The sequence below is a fragment of the Vibrio sp. MM46 genome, assembly GCF_027587135.1.
Taxonomy (GTDB): Bacteria; Pseudomonadota; Gammaproteobacteria; order Enterobacterales; family Vibrionaceae; genus Vibrio; species Vibrio harveyi.
Genome location: NZ_JAPPTO010000012.1, coordinates 165426 through 181217, shown reverse-complemented (window position 1 = coordinate 181217; position 15792 = coordinate 165426). Strand labels below are relative to the sequence as shown.

General features: G+C 44.5%; 15 protein-coding genes. 5 read left to right on the top strand and 10 right to left on the bottom strand.

Annotated elements, in window-relative coordinates:
- The first annotated feature begins 82 nt into the window (after positions 1-82).
- On the top strand, positions 83-442 hold the full coding sequence (locus OH459_RS15425) for a DUF6559 family protein (protein ID WP_009697199.1): 360 nt from the start codon (positions 83-85) through the stop codon (positions 440-442).
- Here the strand turns inward: OH459_RS15425 and OH459_RS15420 are convergent.
- The 5 genes from OH459_RS15420 to ppsA all read right to left on the bottom strand — a co-directional run bounded on the left by OH459_RS15420 (position 439) and on the right by ppsA (position 6504).
- A complete protein-coding gene (locus OH459_RS15420) occupies positions 439-735 on the bottom strand; it encodes a Dabb family protein (protein WP_080994965.1) in 297 nt (98 codons plus the stop codon). The genes OH459_RS15425 and OH459_RS15420 overlap by 4 nt on opposite strands.
- Before the next feature lie 157 nt (positions 736-892).
- The gene (gene tyrS, locus OH459_RS15415) at positions 893-2149 is read right to left on the bottom strand and encodes a tyrosine--tRNA ligase (protein ID WP_009700222.1); all 1257 of its coding nucleotides are present in this window, start codon (positions 2147-2149) and stop codon (positions 893-895) included.
- An 81-nt stretch (positions 2150-2230) separates the two neighbouring features.
- Positions 2231-3052, bottom strand: a complete 822-nt coding sequence (locus OH459_RS15410; protein ID WP_047515131.1) for a LuxR family transcriptional regulator — start codon at positions 3050-3052, stop codon at positions 2231-2233.
- A gap of 117 nt (positions 3053-3169) precedes the next feature.
- A complete protein-coding gene (locus tag OH459_RS15405) occupies positions 3170-3949 on the bottom strand; it encodes a hypothetical protein (protein WP_017188640.1) in 780 nt (259 codons plus the stop codon).
- A gap of 185 nt (positions 3950-4134) precedes the next feature.
- Positions 4135-6504, bottom strand: coding sequence for a phosphoenolpyruvate synthase (gene ppsA, locus OH459_RS15400; RefSeq protein WP_038898784.1), 2370 nt, complete (start codon positions 6502-6504; stop codon positions 4135-4137).
- A gap of 348 nt (positions 6505-6852) precedes the next feature.
- Between ppsA and ppsR the strand changes: the two genes are divergently transcribed.
- On the top strand, positions 6853-7689 hold the full coding sequence (ppsR, locus tag OH459_RS15395; RefSeq protein WP_005451298.1) for a posphoenolpyruvate synthetase regulatory kinase/phosphorylase PpsR: 837 nt from the start codon (positions 6853-6855) through the stop codon (positions 7687-7689).
- A 76-nt stretch (positions 7690-7765) separates the two neighbouring features.
- Here the strand turns inward: ppsR and ansB are convergent, their stop codons facing one another.
- The 3 genes from ansB to OH459_RS15380 form a co-directional block, all read right to left on the bottom strand.
- Entirely contained in the window at positions 7766-8830 is a 1065-nt protein-coding gene (gene ansB, locus OH459_RS15390; RefSeq protein ID WP_029790131.1) for an L-asparaginase 2, read from the bottom strand.
- A 338-nt stretch (positions 8831-9168) separates the two neighbouring features.
- On the bottom strand, positions 9169-10656 hold the full coding sequence (locus tag OH459_RS15385; protein WP_005451301.1) for an EAL domain-containing protein: 1488 nt from the start codon (positions 10654-10656) through the stop codon (positions 9169-9171).
- 671 nt (positions 10657-11327) lie between these two features.
- Positions 11328-12584 carry an adenylosuccinate synthase gene (locus OH459_RS15380; RefSeq protein ID WP_009699225.1) on the bottom strand — a complete coding sequence of 419 codons (1257 nt, stop codon included), beginning with the start codon at positions 12582-12584 and terminating at the stop codon, positions 11328-11330.
- Positions 12585-12691: 107 nt separating this feature from the next.
- On the opposite strand from OH459_RS15380, the gene OH459_RS15375 reads away from it, so the two are divergent.
- Positions 12692-13558 carry a LysR family transcriptional regulator gene (locus OH459_RS15375; protein ID WP_005451305.1) on the top strand — a complete coding sequence of 289 codons (867 nt, stop codon included), beginning with the start codon at positions 12692-12694 and terminating at the stop codon, positions 13556-13558.
- A gap of 3 nt (positions 13559-13561) precedes the next feature.
- Here the strand turns inward: OH459_RS15375 and OH459_RS15370 are convergent, their stop codons facing one another.
- Complete coding sequence (locus tag OH459_RS15370; RefSeq protein ID WP_005451306.1) at positions 13562-13996, bottom strand: DUF6795 domain-containing protein; 435 nt, start codon at positions 13994-13996, stop codon at positions 13562-13564.
- A gap of 184 nt (positions 13997-14180) precedes the next feature.
- Between OH459_RS15370 and OH459_RS15365 the strand changes: the two genes are divergently transcribed.
- Positions 14181-14573, top strand: a complete 393-nt coding sequence (locus OH459_RS15365; protein ID WP_045486861.1) for a ribosome recycling factor family protein — start codon at positions 14181-14183, stop codon at positions 14571-14573.
- Positions 14574-14655: 82 nt separating this feature from the next.
- The gene (locus OH459_RS15360; protein ID WP_005451310.1) at positions 14656-15105 is read left to right on the top strand and encodes a YHS domain-containing (seleno)protein; all 450 of its coding nucleotides are present in this window, start codon (positions 14656-14658) and stop codon (positions 15103-15105) included.
- Positions 15106-15208: 103 nt separating this feature from the next.
- On the opposite strand, the gene OH459_RS15355 is transcribed toward OH459_RS15360, so the two are convergent.
- On the bottom strand, positions 15209-15730 hold the full coding sequence (locus OH459_RS15355) for a DUF2058 domain-containing protein (protein WP_005439241.1): 522 nt from the start codon (positions 15728-15730) through the stop codon (positions 15209-15211).
- Positions 15731-15792: the final 62 nt, after the last annotated feature.

The window sequence follows — 15792 nt, the reverse complement described above, 5'->3', positions numbered from 1 at the left end:
AAAGCATCACAAGGTTATGCACAAAACATAACGCGACTTTTGATAACCGTCACTTGTCATCAAATAGAAATAGGGAATTAATGTGCTGAGAGTTATCCAACGCCGTCGAATCAAAAAGGTCATTAAATTACTGTCTGCAAGGCTAATAAAGGGCTATGGCAGTCGTGACTACTTTTCTATTGGTCAAGTTCAGAGCAGTACAACTGAGTTAAGCAAGCGCCAACAACACATTGCTTTGGCGCTTTATGCTAACCCTGAAGCGCTTAACTCAGAAGAAGCTGCTGAAATTCAGTCTCTACGCACTGATGTCGCCAATGATTTTTTCGAAGGTGGTGACTATAACGCGCAAGATGTGTTGAATTTATTGGGCTCTGGCGGCTGGAAGGGAGGACGTATGGATGATGATATGTCCCACCGATTTGGAATGAATAGCCGATACTAAATCTCGTAATCTAATACGATGATGTCTTCAAGCAGAGGTCTAAATACTTCTTTCAAGGCGTCGTGCTCAGGGTGAGGCAGATAATTCTGACGACCTGCTTCATCAGAAAATGTCATCATCACGGCGTGCGTGTAGTCTTTGTTCTTTCCTTCTGGGCTGTTGTTTAAGCCCCACTCAACGTCGGTTACGCCTTCTACTTTCGTTGGCATGGTTTCGAATAGCTCTCGTAATTGCTGAATTTTTTCGCTGGTGGCAGAAGCTTTAAATTTGATGAGTAGAATGTGTCTGATCATGGTTTTGGTCATGTTGTTGTTTTTGAAGAACAACACTATAGCGGGCATCTGCGCTCAAGTTAGCTCTTAGCTTCACAAAATAGGAAAACTAAAACGCGAGCACAGTGGCTCGTGCTTTAGTTAAGTTAGCTAGATTATCGGTAGTTAGTGTGAGCGATTAACCTTCGAGACGCTTCACCAAGCAGAAGTGCTTTTTACCGCGTTGAAGCAACCAGTACTGGTCGAACAGTGGGAAGTTCAAGCTTGGTTTTTCTGTATCGATTTTTTCGCCGTTCACACTGATGGCGTTGTTGCCAATTAGCTCACGAGCAACGCGTTTTGAGCTGGCTAGACCGGATTCAACCAGAAGCTCAACCAAGTCTTGCTCAGCACTTTGCATGCTCGGTAAGCCATCGAGTTCCAACTGTTTTAGCTCGCTCAAGCTCAATTGCTGCACATCACCGCTAAATAGCGCTTGAGTGATTCGTTCTGCACTTGCTAATCCTTTTTCGCCATGAACAAAGCTTGTCATTTGTTCCGCTAAGATACGCTGTGCTTGCGGTTTGCCTTTACTCTCTTTGTCTTGTGTTTCAATTGCTGCAATCTCATCGCAACTCAAGAAGGTGTAGTAGCGTAGGAAGTGGTAAACATCGGCATCTTCCGCGGATAACCAGAATTGGTAGAAGGCGTAAGGCGAGGTTTTACTTGGATCCAGCCACACTGCACCTCCTTCGGTTTTACCAAATTTAGTGCCATCGGATTTGGTGATCAAAGGTAAGGTTAAGCCAAATACTTGTTCACCATTTTGACGGCGAGTAAGGTCAATACCGCTAACAATGTTGCCCCACTGGTCGTTACCACCGATTTGTAAGCGACAGCCGTACTGACGGTTTAATTCTGCAAAGTCGTAAGATTGCAGCAGTGCGTAACTGAACTCGGTGAATGAAATCCCTTGGTCTGGGCGTTGTAAGCGTTGCTTAACCGACTCTCGGCTGATCATGGTATTCACGGAGAAGTGTTTACCCACATCGCGGAAGAAGTCGATCACGTTAATTTGCTTCACCCAATCTGCGTTGTTTACCATGATCATTGGCTTGCTGACTTGGTTATTCATCAATTGTTGAATTTGGTTCGACAGATCTTTTACCCAGCCTGTTACGGTTTCTTCTGAGTTTAAGCTGCGCTCTGTTGCTTTAAAACTTGGATCGCCGATCATACCCGTTGCCCCACCAATCAGGGCGATGGCTTGGTGTCCTGCATCTTGAAAGCGTTTGAGCATAATAAGTGGAACAAGGTGACCGATGTGCAAGCTACCTGCGGTTGGATCGAAGCCGCAGTACAAGGTTTGTGGCTCAGAAAGCAGTTGTTGAACTTGGTCTAAATCACTCGCTTGGGCAATCAAGCCGCGAGTTTGTAAATCTTCAATCAGTGTCATCGTCTTATCTTTATCTGGTTCGGTTGTATTCAGATTAAAAGGCGATGCGGAATCGAGATATATCCCTAAAGGGACAGTTTGTTATCTTGATTGAGTGATCAGGTGGTTGAGAAACAACTGAAAGAACTCGCTTAAAGACGCCACATTCAGTTGTGCGTAGATGCGTTTACGGTGATTCTTGACTGTACCTTCTACGACATCTAGCTGCGTTGCAATCTCTTTGCTGTCATAGCCTTGCGCGATTAATGCGGCAATTTCTTGTTCTCGATTAGTGAGGACAGTTTCGCCAAAAGATGCCAGAGCGGATTCAATTGCAGTACGCATTTGTCCCGAGTAGGTGGTTGGACTGAAAACTGGCTCGGCGAGTGTAAACTCGGTTTGTTTCCAGTGCTGTCGGCACAAAGACTGAATAATGGCAAAGTAAGATTTGAGCTTGGCTACTTGAGGCTTGGTGAAGCGCTTATCGTCCTGCATAAAACCGAAGTAGAACATCACCCAACGTGTCGGTTCGATTTCGACCAACATGCTGAGTTCATCTTTCCAGCCAGTTTGATGGTAGAACTGCTCGCAGTAGGCTTGATAATCGAGATCGTTGCGCGCGACATCTTTTCTCACCACGTCTTTGAGCGTAAAGATACCTTGTTCTTTGTTAGCGTTAAGTTTTTGATAAAATGGGTCATTTTGAAAAGAAGTCGTGAGATAACGCTGGAACAGTAGCTCGCGTTCATTTTCAATCGAATCATACAGGTAGATAGGGTGTTTGCCTTCGCGGTAGCCGAGGATCACTGCGCAATCAAAACTCAGTAGTGAAGCTATCACGCGCATGAGTTTAGGCGTAAAGCTTGGTGAGTTAAGGGCAGATATTGTTTCTGCAAGCTGAGTGTTGAATGCGTCGCTGGGCATGGTGATTCGGGAGTTCGATAAAGGTTGGGGTAAGCATAACGCAACAGGCTGATATCCCAAAGTGATCAGAAAGGGGAGCGTTGTGCTCCCCCTCAATAAATCATTGTCACTAAGAGATTACTGTGAATCGGTTAGCTCTTTATTCACCCAGTATTTTGAGCCAGAAACGTTTGCATCAACTAATAACCCTGTGGTGTTTAGCTGATATACTGCTACGCCGCTGTTGAATTGCGCTGTCATTTCTTCGCCGTCCTCACCAGCGACTAAAGAAGCTTCGCTTGATGCTTCCCAACCTTCTTCGACAAAGGTGTTAAAGTCTTTTTCTTTTTCAAACAGTACGACTTGCTGGTAGAACTTACCACCAACACCAAGGGCGACACCCGCACCAAACATATTCATATAAGTACGTTGATCTGTCGACTTGTTGACCGCAACCCCAGAGCCCGAGTTGGTATGGAACATCAGCGATAGTTTGCGTGAATCAAAAACCGCGTAGCCGTATGCCTTGTCGTACAGTGCTTTGGCTTTGGGCTCTTCATTGAACAGTTTGAGAAGTGTGCTATCCGCCATAAGATCAATCGCTTGGCGTGCTTCTTCAGGTGTATCGCCTTCCATCAGTTCGGTGATCTTCTTGTCCGCTTCATCGATCCAACCTTTACTGGTTTCAATGCTTGCGTCGGTCCACTCGCCAGCGGTGTTAATCGCATCTTCTGACCAATTGGTGAAATCCTCCCAAGCTTGTTTTGAGAAGGCTTTGGTGCTGTCCCAAGTTTCTTTAGCGGTGTCAGAGACGGCATCTCCTAGGTCTGAAAGGCTGTTGGAAATGTCATCCCAGTCTGCATAAGCGGGAGAAGCAAGAAGCGTTAATGCGGTGATGAGAGCAAGAGGCTTTTTCATAGGTCCGTTCTTTTATGAAATCATATCCTTTTATTCTAGGTGAAAATTTTAACAGGGAGAATTGATCAGCTTATTGGGTTGGGATTGCTGTCACGAACTCACGTAGGTTTGACATAATTAAGACAAAGTAAAAAGCCCTCAAACTCAGGAGCTTGAGGGCCATATTATCGACAGAGTAGAGCGGCTTATTTGCTCACTTTACCTAGCTTCAGCCAGGTATCGATAACCGTATCTGGGTTCAATGACACAGAGCTGATGCCTTGTTCCATCAACCATTCTGCAAGGTCATCGTGGTCTGATGGACCTTGACCACAGATACCAACGTATTTGCCTGCTTTAGTGGCCGCATCGATCGCCATTTGTAGCATGGCTTTCACCGCTGGGTTACGCTCATCGAATAGGTGTGCAACATCGCCAGAGTCACGGTCAAGACCAAGTGTAAGCTGAGTCATGTCGTTTGAACCGATAGAGAAGCCATCGAAGTACTTCAAAAATTCGTCAGCAAGTACCGCATTTGATGGCAGTTCACACATCATGATGACTTTTAGACCTTGGTCGCCACGGCGTAGGTCGAACTTAGCAAGTAAGTCGATAACCGATGCCGCTTCGCTCGGTGTACGAACGAACGGGATCATGATTTCAACGTTTTTCAGACCCATCTCGTTACGAACGCGCTTGATTGCCTGAGTTTCTAGCTCAAAGCAGTCTTCAAACACTGGAGAAATGTAGCGAGATGCACCACGGAAGCCCAGCATAGGGTTTTCTTCATGCGGTTCGTAACCTTTACCGCCGACCAAGTTGCTGTACTCGTTGGATTTGAAGTCAGACATACGTACGATGACGCGTTTTGGCCAGAATGCTGACGCGATGGTCGCAATGCCTTCTGTTAGCTTACTAACGTAGAAGTCGATTGGATCTTTGTAACCACGGATACGTTCAGTGATTTCGGCTTTTAGCTCATCGCTTTGCGCGTCGAAGTTCAGCAGCGCTTTCGGGTGAATACCAATCATCTTGTTGATGATGAATTCAAGACGCGCAAGACCGACACCTTCGTTTGGAATCTGAGCGAAGTCGAATGCACGGTCTGGGTTACCCACATTCATCATGACTTTGGTTGGTAGCAGTGGAAGCTCATCAACCGCAGAACGTTTCACTTCGAAGTCCAACTCGCCTTGGTAAACGTAACCCGTTTCGCCTTCAGCACAAGATACTGTTACGGTCTCACCGTCAGTCAGTTTGCTGGTAGCGTCACCACAACCAACGATAGCCGGAATACCAAGTTCACGTGCGATGATGGCCGCGTGACAAGTACGACCGCCACGGTTTGTAACAATCGCAGAGGCTTTCTTCATCACTGGTTCCCAATCTGGGTCAGTCATGTCTGTAACCAGTACATCACCGTCTTGGACCAATGACATTTGGTCTAGAGAGTCAACCAAACGTACTGGACCTTTACCGATACGTTGACCAATTGCACGACCTTCAACCAAAACGTCTGCTTTGTTGCTCAGCTCGTAACGTTCAATTACGTTTTGCTCGCTTTGAGAACATACGGTTTCAGGGCGTGCTTGAACGATGTAAAGTTTGCCGTCGATACCATCTTTTGCCCACTCAATATCCATAGGACGCTGGTAGTGCTTCTCGATGATCATTGCCTGTTTTGCCAGCTCTTTGATCTCTTCATCGTTCAGAGAGAAGGCATTGCGCTCTTCTACAGAGGTATCGATGATCTCAACTTGCTTACCGATCTCTTGGCTATTTGAGTAGATCATCTTGATCTGCTTAGAGCCAAACGTCTTCTTAACGATAGGGTATTGACCCGCTTCTAGCATTGGCTTGTGAACGTAGAATTCATCAGGGTTAACTGCACCCTGAACCACCATTTCACCCAAGCCCCAAGAAGAGGTGATGAATACGACCTGATCGAAGCCAGATTCTGTATCTAGGGTAAACATAACGCCAGAAGAGGCTTTGTCCGAGCGCACCATACGTTGAATGCCTGCCGATAACGAGATGCCTCGGTGGTTAAAGCCTTGGTGTACGCGGTATGAAATTGCACGGTCATTGAACAGAGAAGCGTAAACGTGCTTAGTCGCTTCTAAGACTGCATCAATGCCTTTTACATTTAGGAACGTCTCCTGCTGACCAGCAAATGACGCGTCCGGCAGATCCTCTGCAGTTGCAGAAGAGCGAACAGCAACAGAAATCTCAGGGTGATTATCTGTCAGTTCTTTGTAGTTATCGCGGATGTCTTGTTCAAGATCCGCTGGGAACGGGGCTTCTAATACCCATTGACGAATGGTGGCACCTGTCTTGCGCAGGGCTTCTACATCCTCAACGTCCAGTTCATCAAGTAGTTGGTGAATACGCTCATCCAAACCTTCGTGGTCAAGGAATTGGTTAAACGCATACGAGGTTGTCGCAAAACCGTTTGGTACCGATACACCAACATTGGCTAGGTTAGAAACCATCTCGCCAAGTGAAGCATTTTTACCGCCGACTTTGTCGACATCATCCATGGATAGTCCATTGAACCAGAGGGTGTTCTTTTGCATGTCTTTCTCCAGAAACATTGCAGCTTTGTAGGGATTAATACCAACCTCGAACAGTGGTTATGCATCCTTGCAGGTCAATGTCATTGAAGACGCAGTTTCGAGCTGATAGCAGCCATTGTAGATAAGGGGCGTTAACTACAACTTCCCAACTAGGGCTTAAACGAATTTTCCGACGCAAACATGTATCAACACTTTTCTTGGTTGATATGAAAGGCAAACGATTACGTATTTGCTGAAAAAAACTCCGAAGAATTTTCAAAGCTGTGGGGAACGTAATTGCAAGCCAAACTCATTTATTAATATTATGTAAACCATCCTACTCAAATGAATTTGAAAAATTAAACTAAAATGCAAATAAATAACCAAAGTCGTGATGTATTCTATGTTTCTGACGGAACGGCCATAACATGTGAGACATTAGGACATGTTGTTTTGGGTCAGTTTCCCTTTATTCCTAATGAAAAAACCTTTCCTTTTGTTGAAAGTGAAGACAAAGTTGCCGATGTCATCAAAGAAATCGAGATTTCCTACCAACGTGATGGCGTGAAACCGCTGGTTTTCTTTTCGATTGTTGTGCCAGAAATTCGTGAAGTGTTGCTCAAAGCTCCCGCTTACAGCTATGACGTGCTAGAAAGCATTGTGCAAAAGGTACAAGACGACATTCAGATGGCTCCTCAGCCTAAGATGCAGCGTTCAAGAAGCGTGAGCAAAGATTCCGATACTTACTTTGACCGTATCGCGGCGATTGAGTACACACTTGCTCATGATGATGGTATTACGCTCAAAGGCTTGGAGGAGGCTGACATTATTCTGCTTGGCGTCTCACGCAGTGGCAAAACCCCAACCAGTCTTTACATGGCGATGCAGTTTGGTTTACGTGTGGTGAACTACCCGTTTATCGCTGAAGACGTCAAGATGATGCGTTTGTTGCCGGAGTTCGAAATTCATCGACACAAACTGTTTGGCTTAACCATCAATCCAGAACGTTTGAATGAGATTCGCGAGAACCGCTTATCAGGCAGCGAATACGCGAGTACGGAACAATGCAAACTGGAACTAGATACGGTAGAAGCGTTGTTTAGAAGAGAAGCAATTCCGTATATCAATACGTCTTCTTTGTCTGTAGAAGAGATCACTACGCGGATTCTTGAAAGAGCAGGGATGAAGCGCCGCTTGTTCGGTTAAGTTTCCTGTAATAAATCAAAAAAAGAGGAGGCACCTGTGCCTCCTCTTAAATTTAACCTCAAAAGGTCAATAGACCCTAGTAATGCTGAAACATCTTCTGAATGTCTTGGTAATTTTTGGTTTGTGTCAGTGATAGCATCAGCAAAATACGTGCTTTTTGTGGGTTTAGTGTACCTGATGCCACGAAACCGTACTTATCATCATCAACCTCTGCATCTAAAGTGGTTGAGCCGGTAGGCGTACGAGAACTACGAACAACCAGAATGCCGTCTTTGCTTGCTTTTTCTAACTCATCAAATACCGTGTGGTACAAGTTACCATTGCCGACACCTGCGCTGACGATGCCATCAAACTTCGCATCGACGAATGCTTTAACAGGTAAGCTCGACGCATTTGCATAGTTATAAACGATTCCGACTTGTGGCAACTTATCGAGCTTGGAAACATCGAAGGTTGTTTCAGTAGTGTGTTTACGTTCCGGGCTTCTTTGATATTTCGCATCACTGTTGTGGATATAACCTAGCGGACCAAAGTTAGGAGATTGGAAAGTGCTGACTGATGTTGTGTTAGTTTTTGTTACGTCACGCGCATCAAAGATGGTGTCATTCATCGCAACCAGTACACCACGACCTTGAGAATCTTCGTCTGTTGCTGTGACAACCGCATTGTAGAGATTAACCGGACCGTCAGCACTCATTGCTGTAGAAGGGCGCATTGCACCAACGATAACCACTGGTTTATCGCTTTTTACCGTTAAATCGAGGAAGTAGGCTGTCTCTTCTAATGTATCAGTGCCATGAGTAATCACAATGCCATCCACGTCATCTTGGGCGAGTAACTCATTCACTCGTTTAGCCAACTTAAGCCACACCTCATCATTCATATCTTGCGAACCGATGCTGACCACTTGCTCGCCAGAAATGTCGGCGATCTTCGTCATACTGGGTACGGCGGCGATCAGCGAATCAACACCGACTTTACCTGCGGTGTAATTTGATTCTGTCGCAGATTGACCTGCGCCAGCGATAGTGCCGCCAGTCGCCAGAATTTTGATGTTTGGTAAATCGGCATTGGCAAAAGCAAATGAGCTCATGCACAAACCAAGCGTGATCGAACTGAGGCGGAGAAACTTTTTGGTCATAGGAATCACCTGTTTTTGGGTTAGATGTTGGGGGAAACGTTATCTATCCTAAAAACAGAACAGTAGATTTTTTGAGTACAACTTCACCAATTTACAGATGAAAATCGTGATCAACTAATCACTTAAAGAACATTAAATCAAGTGTTTAACCTAATTGGCGTGCTTCATTAACAAGTGAGATGTTCCGGTAATCTGGACAACATTTGATTAATTGTAATTAATTGATTTGTAAGTAAAGACCCTGCGAGAGAACTCGGAGTGACAGTTCACTTGAGTTACCTTTGGTTAGCCATACGAGCTCCAATCTGCTTGTTCAACTGCTGGTTGATGATCGCTGCTTAACTGACGGCAGGTGCGAATTTTTGAAAAGCGACGGTTGGCTTTACTTCTAAATAATCGAGAAAGAGAGGTTTAGGTAGTGGTTTTGAAAAGTAGAACCCTTGAATGTTGTAAAAACCGAGATCGTGCAAGACTTGCAATTGCGCTCGCTCTTCTACTCCTTCGACAATCACTGACATGCTTAGGTTTCTTGTCAAGGTGTGGATTGCTTCCAACAAAGGTTGGATCGTCTGGCCATTACCAAGGTTGTTAACGAATACGCGGTCGATTTTGATGATGTCGAATGAATATTGACCAATAAAATCTAAACCCGAATATCCGGTACCAAAATCATCCACCGCAATTCGGATACCAAGTGCGGTTAATCGGTCCAAGTGCTTTCGAAGTACAGCCAGTTCACTCGCGCTGAAGATGGCTTCTTCGGTGATTTCAAACACCAAACGCTCACTAATGAAATAATGATATTTAAGACGCGATTCAACCTCTTGAATAAAGTCTTCTCTGAGGATCAATGAGCGGCTCACGTTGACGCTAATGTAGCGGTCATGGAACGCAAGCTTGTTACTGCTTATCATGCTGATCACTTTATCTAGCACAAGGTAAGTGATCTGATCGATCAACCCCACCTTTTCTGCCAGAGGGATAAAGATACTTGGTGAAATAAACCCTTGTACTGGATCGTTCCAGCGAACAAGTGACTCTCCACCAATAACGCTGCCATCACGTTGATCGACAATGGGTTGATAATGAACGGTTAAGTTACGTCCTTTAATGGCAAGAGCAAGAGAGAATTCTAAGCTATTTTTGGCGAACTTCTTGGAAGAGAAAAATAGGTGAACAATCAACGCACACGCCATTCCCAACAACCCAATCCAAAGCTTGCTACCTAAGAACTGAAAATAGAATGGATAGCTGATTGCAGAGTAGACGGTAAAAGGCAAAATCTCGGAACTGGCTTGTTCCATTCTAAGTGGGTTGAGTGCAATGGAATCTATAGCGGTTTTGTCTGTGATGTCGATTCGGTAATCCATATCACCAAAACGAAATATATCGCTAACGAGAACTTCCAAAACCTCTTTCGGGAAAACAACACTGATTCCTCGTCCTTGTTGTTTGGTGAAAAAGAGAATCAGAGCTTGGTTGTTGGTGAGCGCTCGCTTAGTAAAAGCCAATGTTGCATGCACATCACTGTCACCAAGACGCGTCAATATTGACGAATAGATACTGAAAGACGGGTGGCGTTCGCTACTCGTGCACAACACTTTTCCGTTTTGATCGAAGGTGGCAATGTCTTTTGCCATGCCCAAACCAAAAATGCTTGTCCTGAGATCATGGATAAGCTCGTCGCACGACTTAAGAAAAAAGTTATCGTCTAACAGGTGTGTTAACTGCTCCACGTTATCGTGAAATTCAGACTCAATCGTCAAGATAGCTTCTTCTGTGAGCTTTTTATGATATTGGTGTGCAAAAGGGATAAAAGCCAGCATAGTGATGCTAAAAGAGAGTACACCAACAACTATTAATGCAATGTTGTCACTCCAACTCTTGGACGGATTTTTAAAGAATTTATTGTTCACAGTTATCGGTGCTACCAGCAAGTAATTGCGTAAAACTATAACAAGTGTCTCATTTTTAGGAATTGAACATTTCAAAGTGTGAGTTAGATCTTATAAATTATCTATAAACTACTATTTTAAAATAAAAAGTATGGGTTTCCTTATCTAAATATAAGGCGACCATAAAGCGAGTTTATTCAATTTTAGTTGCTATTTAGGCAACTGGTCGTGCCTGTTCGAGTAGAAATTGGCTGAGATAAAGACAATTTTTTTGCATTATCTTAGGGTGATTTTGATGTGATTTTATTTGTTTCTGGGAGTGAAGTTTTTGAGATTAAATACTGGATTTATGATCGATGAAAATGCTGGTTTTTGATGATGAGATAGTCATGAATATGAGAGGTTTTGGTGTTTTTTGCTGAGCTTTTATTTCTCTTTTGAGCTTTATTTGTAACTTTGTGTGGGCGTATAGTTTATCGATGATGACTGAATGACAGCATACCGTGCTTGAAGCGCACAATGACGGGATAAAACTAAAAAAAAAGCGGCTTTACCCCGGAAAAGATAAAAGCCGCTTGCCAATAGACGTGTTAATTCACGTCTTAGCGCATAATCATTTGTTCACGACCAGGACCAACCGATACCATCTTCACAGGTACACCCATCAGCTCTTCAATACGTAGAACGTATTTTTGTGCCGCGACTGGTAGCTCTTCGAATTTACGACAACCAGTAATGTCTTCGCTCCAGCTTTCCATCTTCTCGTAGATTGGTGCTAGTGCAGCCGTTTGAGGCCAAATTGGGTTTTCGCTGTGCTCGCCTTCGTAACCAACACAGATTTTTAGATCTTTAAGACCAGTCAGACAGTCCACTTTTGTCAGTGCGATTTCAGTCGCTGCTTGAAGCTCAACACCGTTCTTCGTTGCTACTGCATCGAAGTAACCCATGTCACGTGGACGACCTGTTGTTGCACCGAACTCACCCGCTAGTTCACGGAATGCATCTTGCTCTTCCATTGCAGTAATTAGTGTGCCGGTACCTACCGATGAGCTGAACGCTTTTGCTACCGCAATAACACGCTCTGGACGAAGAGCAGGAAGACCACTACCGATACCAGCATACATAGACACAACGTTTGAAGATGTTGTCCATGGGTACTCACCGTAAACAAGGTCACGACCTGCACCTAGCTGCGCTTCGAACAGTAGAGTTTGGTCTTTTGCTTGCAGTTCTTTTAGCGGTAGCGTTACGTTGCAGATAGCGTCACGCCAAGGTGAAGATACTTCTAACAACCAGCTCGCCATCTCTTCAGCGGTTTGTTCAAATTCGAACGTTGGGTAAAGCGCACGTAGTTGAGGAAGTTTCCACTCCATCCAGAATTTGATGCGCTCTACTAGGACTTCTGGCTGCTTCAACCAACCAACTAGGATGCCTTTTTTCATCACACGGTCGCCGTATGCAGGTGCAATACCTTGACGAGTTGAACCGTATGCTTTGTCGCCTAAACGTTGTTCTTCTAGCGTATCTTCTAGTGCGTGTAGAGGTAGACACAGTGTTGCGCGATCAGAGATGCACATGTTCACTTTAACGCCTGCTTCTTCAACTTCCGCAATCTCCTGAGACAGCGACGCTGGGCTGATTACCATACCCGGACCTAATACTGCTAAACAGTCAGGGTTGAAAACGCCACTTGGTAGCTGGTGTAGCTTAAACGTACCTAGGTCGTTAACTACGGTATGACCCGCGTTGTTACCACCTTGGAAACGAATGCTTGCAGAAGCTTGCTCTGCCAAAAAGTCAACGATGCGGCCTTTGCCTTCATCACCCCAGTTTGCACCCACAACAACGATAGACGACATAATTCATTCTCCAAAAACAGACCGGAAAATCTTAGGATGCTCGCATGAATAAGAGAAATTAATTATACTCATTAACTTGATAAGAAATTCATATCGGGTAATTTTCTATGTTGGATTTGAACTGGTTACGCACGTTTGTCACCTTGGCAGAAGTGAAACATTTCGGAAAAACAGCGATTGAACTGCACATGACGCAGCCAAATGTGAGTCTTCATATCAAACAGCTAGAACAAGCCACTCGCACTAAGTTGATTGAACGCAACCCTGTGCAATTGACCCAAGCCGGAAAGCGTTTGTTAGACACTGCCGAACACATGCTGAATGAGCTGCAAATCTGCCAATCCGACCTCAATGCCATCAATGACTTAACGCAAGGAACGCTCTCGATTGCAGCGAGTGATATTGTCTCGCGCCTATTACTTATCAAGCCTTTTCAACAGTTTAAAAGTGAATATCCTGGAATTGATTTGGCGCTGTTCAACACTACATCATCACAAGCGGTAGATTTGGTAAAAAGTGCTCGTGCAGACATCGGCTTTGTTATTGCGCAGAAAGAGAGCCAACCATTGCACTTTACGTCACTTACTCAAATTCATTGGTGTGCTTTCGGCGATAACATCTTTGATTGGCGAGAAAACAGTGAAGAGAACCAAACATTGATCTTGCTCGGTCACGACACCCGAACGCGCGAGTTGATTGACGCGTCTCTACCAGAGCTAAATCTTCCTAGGCATAGGGTCATGGAAGTTGGCAGTGTTGAAGCTCAAATAGATTGGGCTGAAGCCGGATTTGGAACTGCGATTGTACCTGACTTCTCCCTCGACCCAAGGTTGAAACTCTCGCGAGAAGTCACGCCATTACCTAGTTTCCCCAACACAGATTTTGGCTATATAGTGCGCCAAAACCAAGTGCTGTCCAAAGCCGCAAAACAACTTCTTAAATGGGTGGCTGATAATGTGTCTGTGGTGGGGTAATACCTAATAAAGCTCTTCGAAAGTAAGCGCATTTAGGTCGCAAACACTATAGATTTCATTGGTGACTGGTTCCGTTTGTGTTGTAGGGTACGTGAATACTTTGAGTGGGGCGTCCAAATTACAAGCTAAGCTTTCAAGAGAAATGAGCAGAAGGGGAGACGGGTGAAATGAGTGTACTTTTGATTGCCATATCGTCACTTCATCACCTTGAAACTCGGTACTCAGATCCAGCTTCACTCGAATATCTTGCAAAGAATGTTGTTGGTGTTTGGAATCTAATAGCACAGCTTCAAAAACAAAGTGCCCTTCGGCGTCAGATTGCGTCGAGTCAGAAGCAACACCGTTGAAAACAATCGTCCTTTCTATATTGATGCCCTCGACGGGCTTGCCATTTAAATGCAAATAGCCAGAAATATAAGGGCTTAAAATGCGCTCCATTTCTTATATCACCTTGTCCAAGAATGAAAGGTGCCAGAATCTTTAAAGTCTATTGAGCGGGCAAGCATAAACCTTGTATTTTCGACCAAAATCACCACGCTTTGAAAACGATTAGGTTTTCTCGATGAAAAAATGAGGCGAGCTGTTTATCATAGGCGACGAAATTAACCATGCCACTATTGTGATGACTGACAAGACTATCTCCATCCCTCTACCATCTTTGATTCACCGAATTGGTGGCGATCATGCTAAGCGAGCTAAAGCAATTGCGGCTGATAAGAAGTGCGAAATGAAGCGCATTCGACGCTCTCGTAATTGGCAAATTGCTGGTGATGCGTTGGATTTAAAAGTGTTCCTCGATCATATCAAGGCAGAAGAATCTGAGCCGATGCGGTTCGTGATAAACAAAATGGAAGTTGGTCTGGCTAAACACAGCGATAAGCTTGAACCTTTGGAAGCCAAGCTGATTCGATTGGTCTTGGAGAATCCAAACATTACTTTGGCGGAGCTAATGTCAGAAACCAACTGTACTATCGCCCAAGCTCGAACGGCGCGTTTCGAGGCTGAGATGCTTTAAACCTGAAAGTTTCTTCTGATTTTTCCTGTCTATAGTGGTAAGCGACTGATTATCGACATTGGATAAGATGAGAGAGGAAGTTATGAAGCTGATATCGAAACTTTTGAGCGTATTCTTCATTTGGGGGAGTTTGACGCTTCCTGCTTTCGCGCTTGATCCCGTTTATAGCGACTTTCTCGGTAAAGCGATTCGTGGTTATGACCCCGTCGCATACTTCACTCAATCGAAACCGGTAAAAGGTGACAGCGATTTCACTTACCGTTGGAATGATGCCAAATGGTACTTTTCATCGGCTGAAAATCGAGATGCATTTGCGAAAAATCCTGAGAAATTTGCACCGCAATATGGTGGTTATTGTGCTTGGGCAGTAAGCAAAGGTTACACCGCAAAGATAGACCCGAATGCATGGTCAATTGAGAATGGCAAGCTCTATCTCAACTACAGTAAATCTGTGCAAGCGACATGGGAAGAAGACATTCCTGGCAATATTGCGAGTGCTAATAAGCACTGGCCAACACTGCTTTCCCAATAGGGCTCTGATGCCAAAACGAAAAGATACAGAAATCAAAAGACGCAGAAATAATTCAGCCGCGATGATCGCGGCTTTTTCAATTTGGGTTCCAAGAAGTGGAGCATTACCACATCAGATCGTCTGGTACGACGAAATCTGCGTACGGGTCATCTTCTGCCGGGATGTCTGCTTCTGGTTCTTTTTGCTCGATGATCACAGATTCATCGCGTTGAGCAATCTTGTTTGCTACACCACGTGGGATGACAACGTAGCTTTCACCAACAATCGCGATTGCCAAGATGCCTTTGATAAGCTGTTCGCGGATCTCTGACTCAACGTACAAAGACTTCACAAGCGTACCGTGTGTGAAGTTGTATTTGATGTCTCCATCTTTCAAATCAACCTTGTTCATTTCAATCAGTTGGTTGATCTGAGCTTTGATTTCTTTGTTCAAGCGTTCTGCGTTTTGCTGCTCGCTCAATTGCTTGTCACGCTCTAACTGCTGACGTTTGTTCTCTTCAACCGCCGCTTTTACTTCGCGAGCTTGAACGCGTGATTTTTTAGAGCCTTTTTTCGCTTTCTTCAGTTTTTTCTCGTTAACCAAGCCTGCTTTTAGCATCTGCTCTTGAAGGGTAAGTTTTGCCATGATCTATCCAGTTAGTGCGCAATTTTGTGCATTTTAACCAGTCATCCGCCGCAAAGAAAGAG

Bases quoted from the DNA above. Each gene is read 5' to 3' on its own strand.
- OH459_RS15420 (WP_080994965.1), bottom strand. From the start codon at position 735: ATGATCAGACACATTCTACTCATCAAATTTAAAGCTTCTGCCACCAGC.
- tyrS (WP_009700222.1), bottom strand. From the start codon at position 2,149: ATGACACTGATTGAAGATTTACAAACTCGCGGCTTGATTGCCCAAGCG.
- OH459_RS15410 (WP_047515131.1), bottom strand. From the start codon at position 3,052: ATGCCCAGCGACGCATTCAACACTCAGCTTGCAGAAACAATATCTGCC.
- OH459_RS15405 (WP_017188640.1), bottom strand. From the start codon at position 3,949: ATGAAAAAGCCTCTTGCTCTCATCACCGCATTAACGCTTCTTGCTTCT.
- ppsA (WP_038898784.1), bottom strand. From the start codon at position 6,504: ATGCAAAAGAACACCCTCTGGTTCAATGGACTATCCATGGATGATGTC.
- ppsR (WP_005451298.1), top strand. From the start codon at position 6,853: ATGCAAATAAATAACCAAAGTCGTGATGTATTCTATGTTTCTGACGGA.
- ansB (WP_029790131.1), bottom strand. From the start codon at position 8,830: ATGACCAAAAAGTTTCTCCGCCTCAGTTCGATCACGCTTGGTTTGTGC.
- OH459_RS15385 (WP_005451301.1), bottom strand. From the start codon at position 10,656: ATGCTGGCTTTTATCCCTTTTGCACACCAATATCATAAAAAGCTCACA.
- OH459_RS15380 (WP_009699225.1), bottom strand. From the start codon at position 12,584: ATGTCGTCTATCGTTGTTGTGGGTGCAAACTGGGGTGATGAAGGCAAA.
- OH459_RS15375 (WP_005451305.1), top strand. From the start codon at position 12,692: ATGTTGGATTTGAACTGGTTACGCACGTTTGTCACCTTGGCAGAAGTG.
- OH459_RS15370 (WP_005451306.1), bottom strand. From the start codon at position 13,996: ATGGAGCGCATTTTAAGCCCTTATATTTCTGGCTATTTGCATTTAAAT.
- OH459_RS15365 (WP_045486861.1), top strand. From the start codon at position 14,181: ATGACTGACAAGACTATCTCCATCCCTCTACCATCTTTGATTCACCGA.
- OH459_RS15360 (WP_005451310.1), top strand. From the start codon at position 14,656: ATGAAGCTGATATCGAAACTTTTGAGCGTATTCTTCATTTGGGGGAGT.
- OH459_RS15355 (WP_005439241.1), bottom strand. From the start codon at position 15,730: ATGGCAAAACTTACCCTTCAAGAGCAGATGCTAAAAGCAGGCTTGGTT.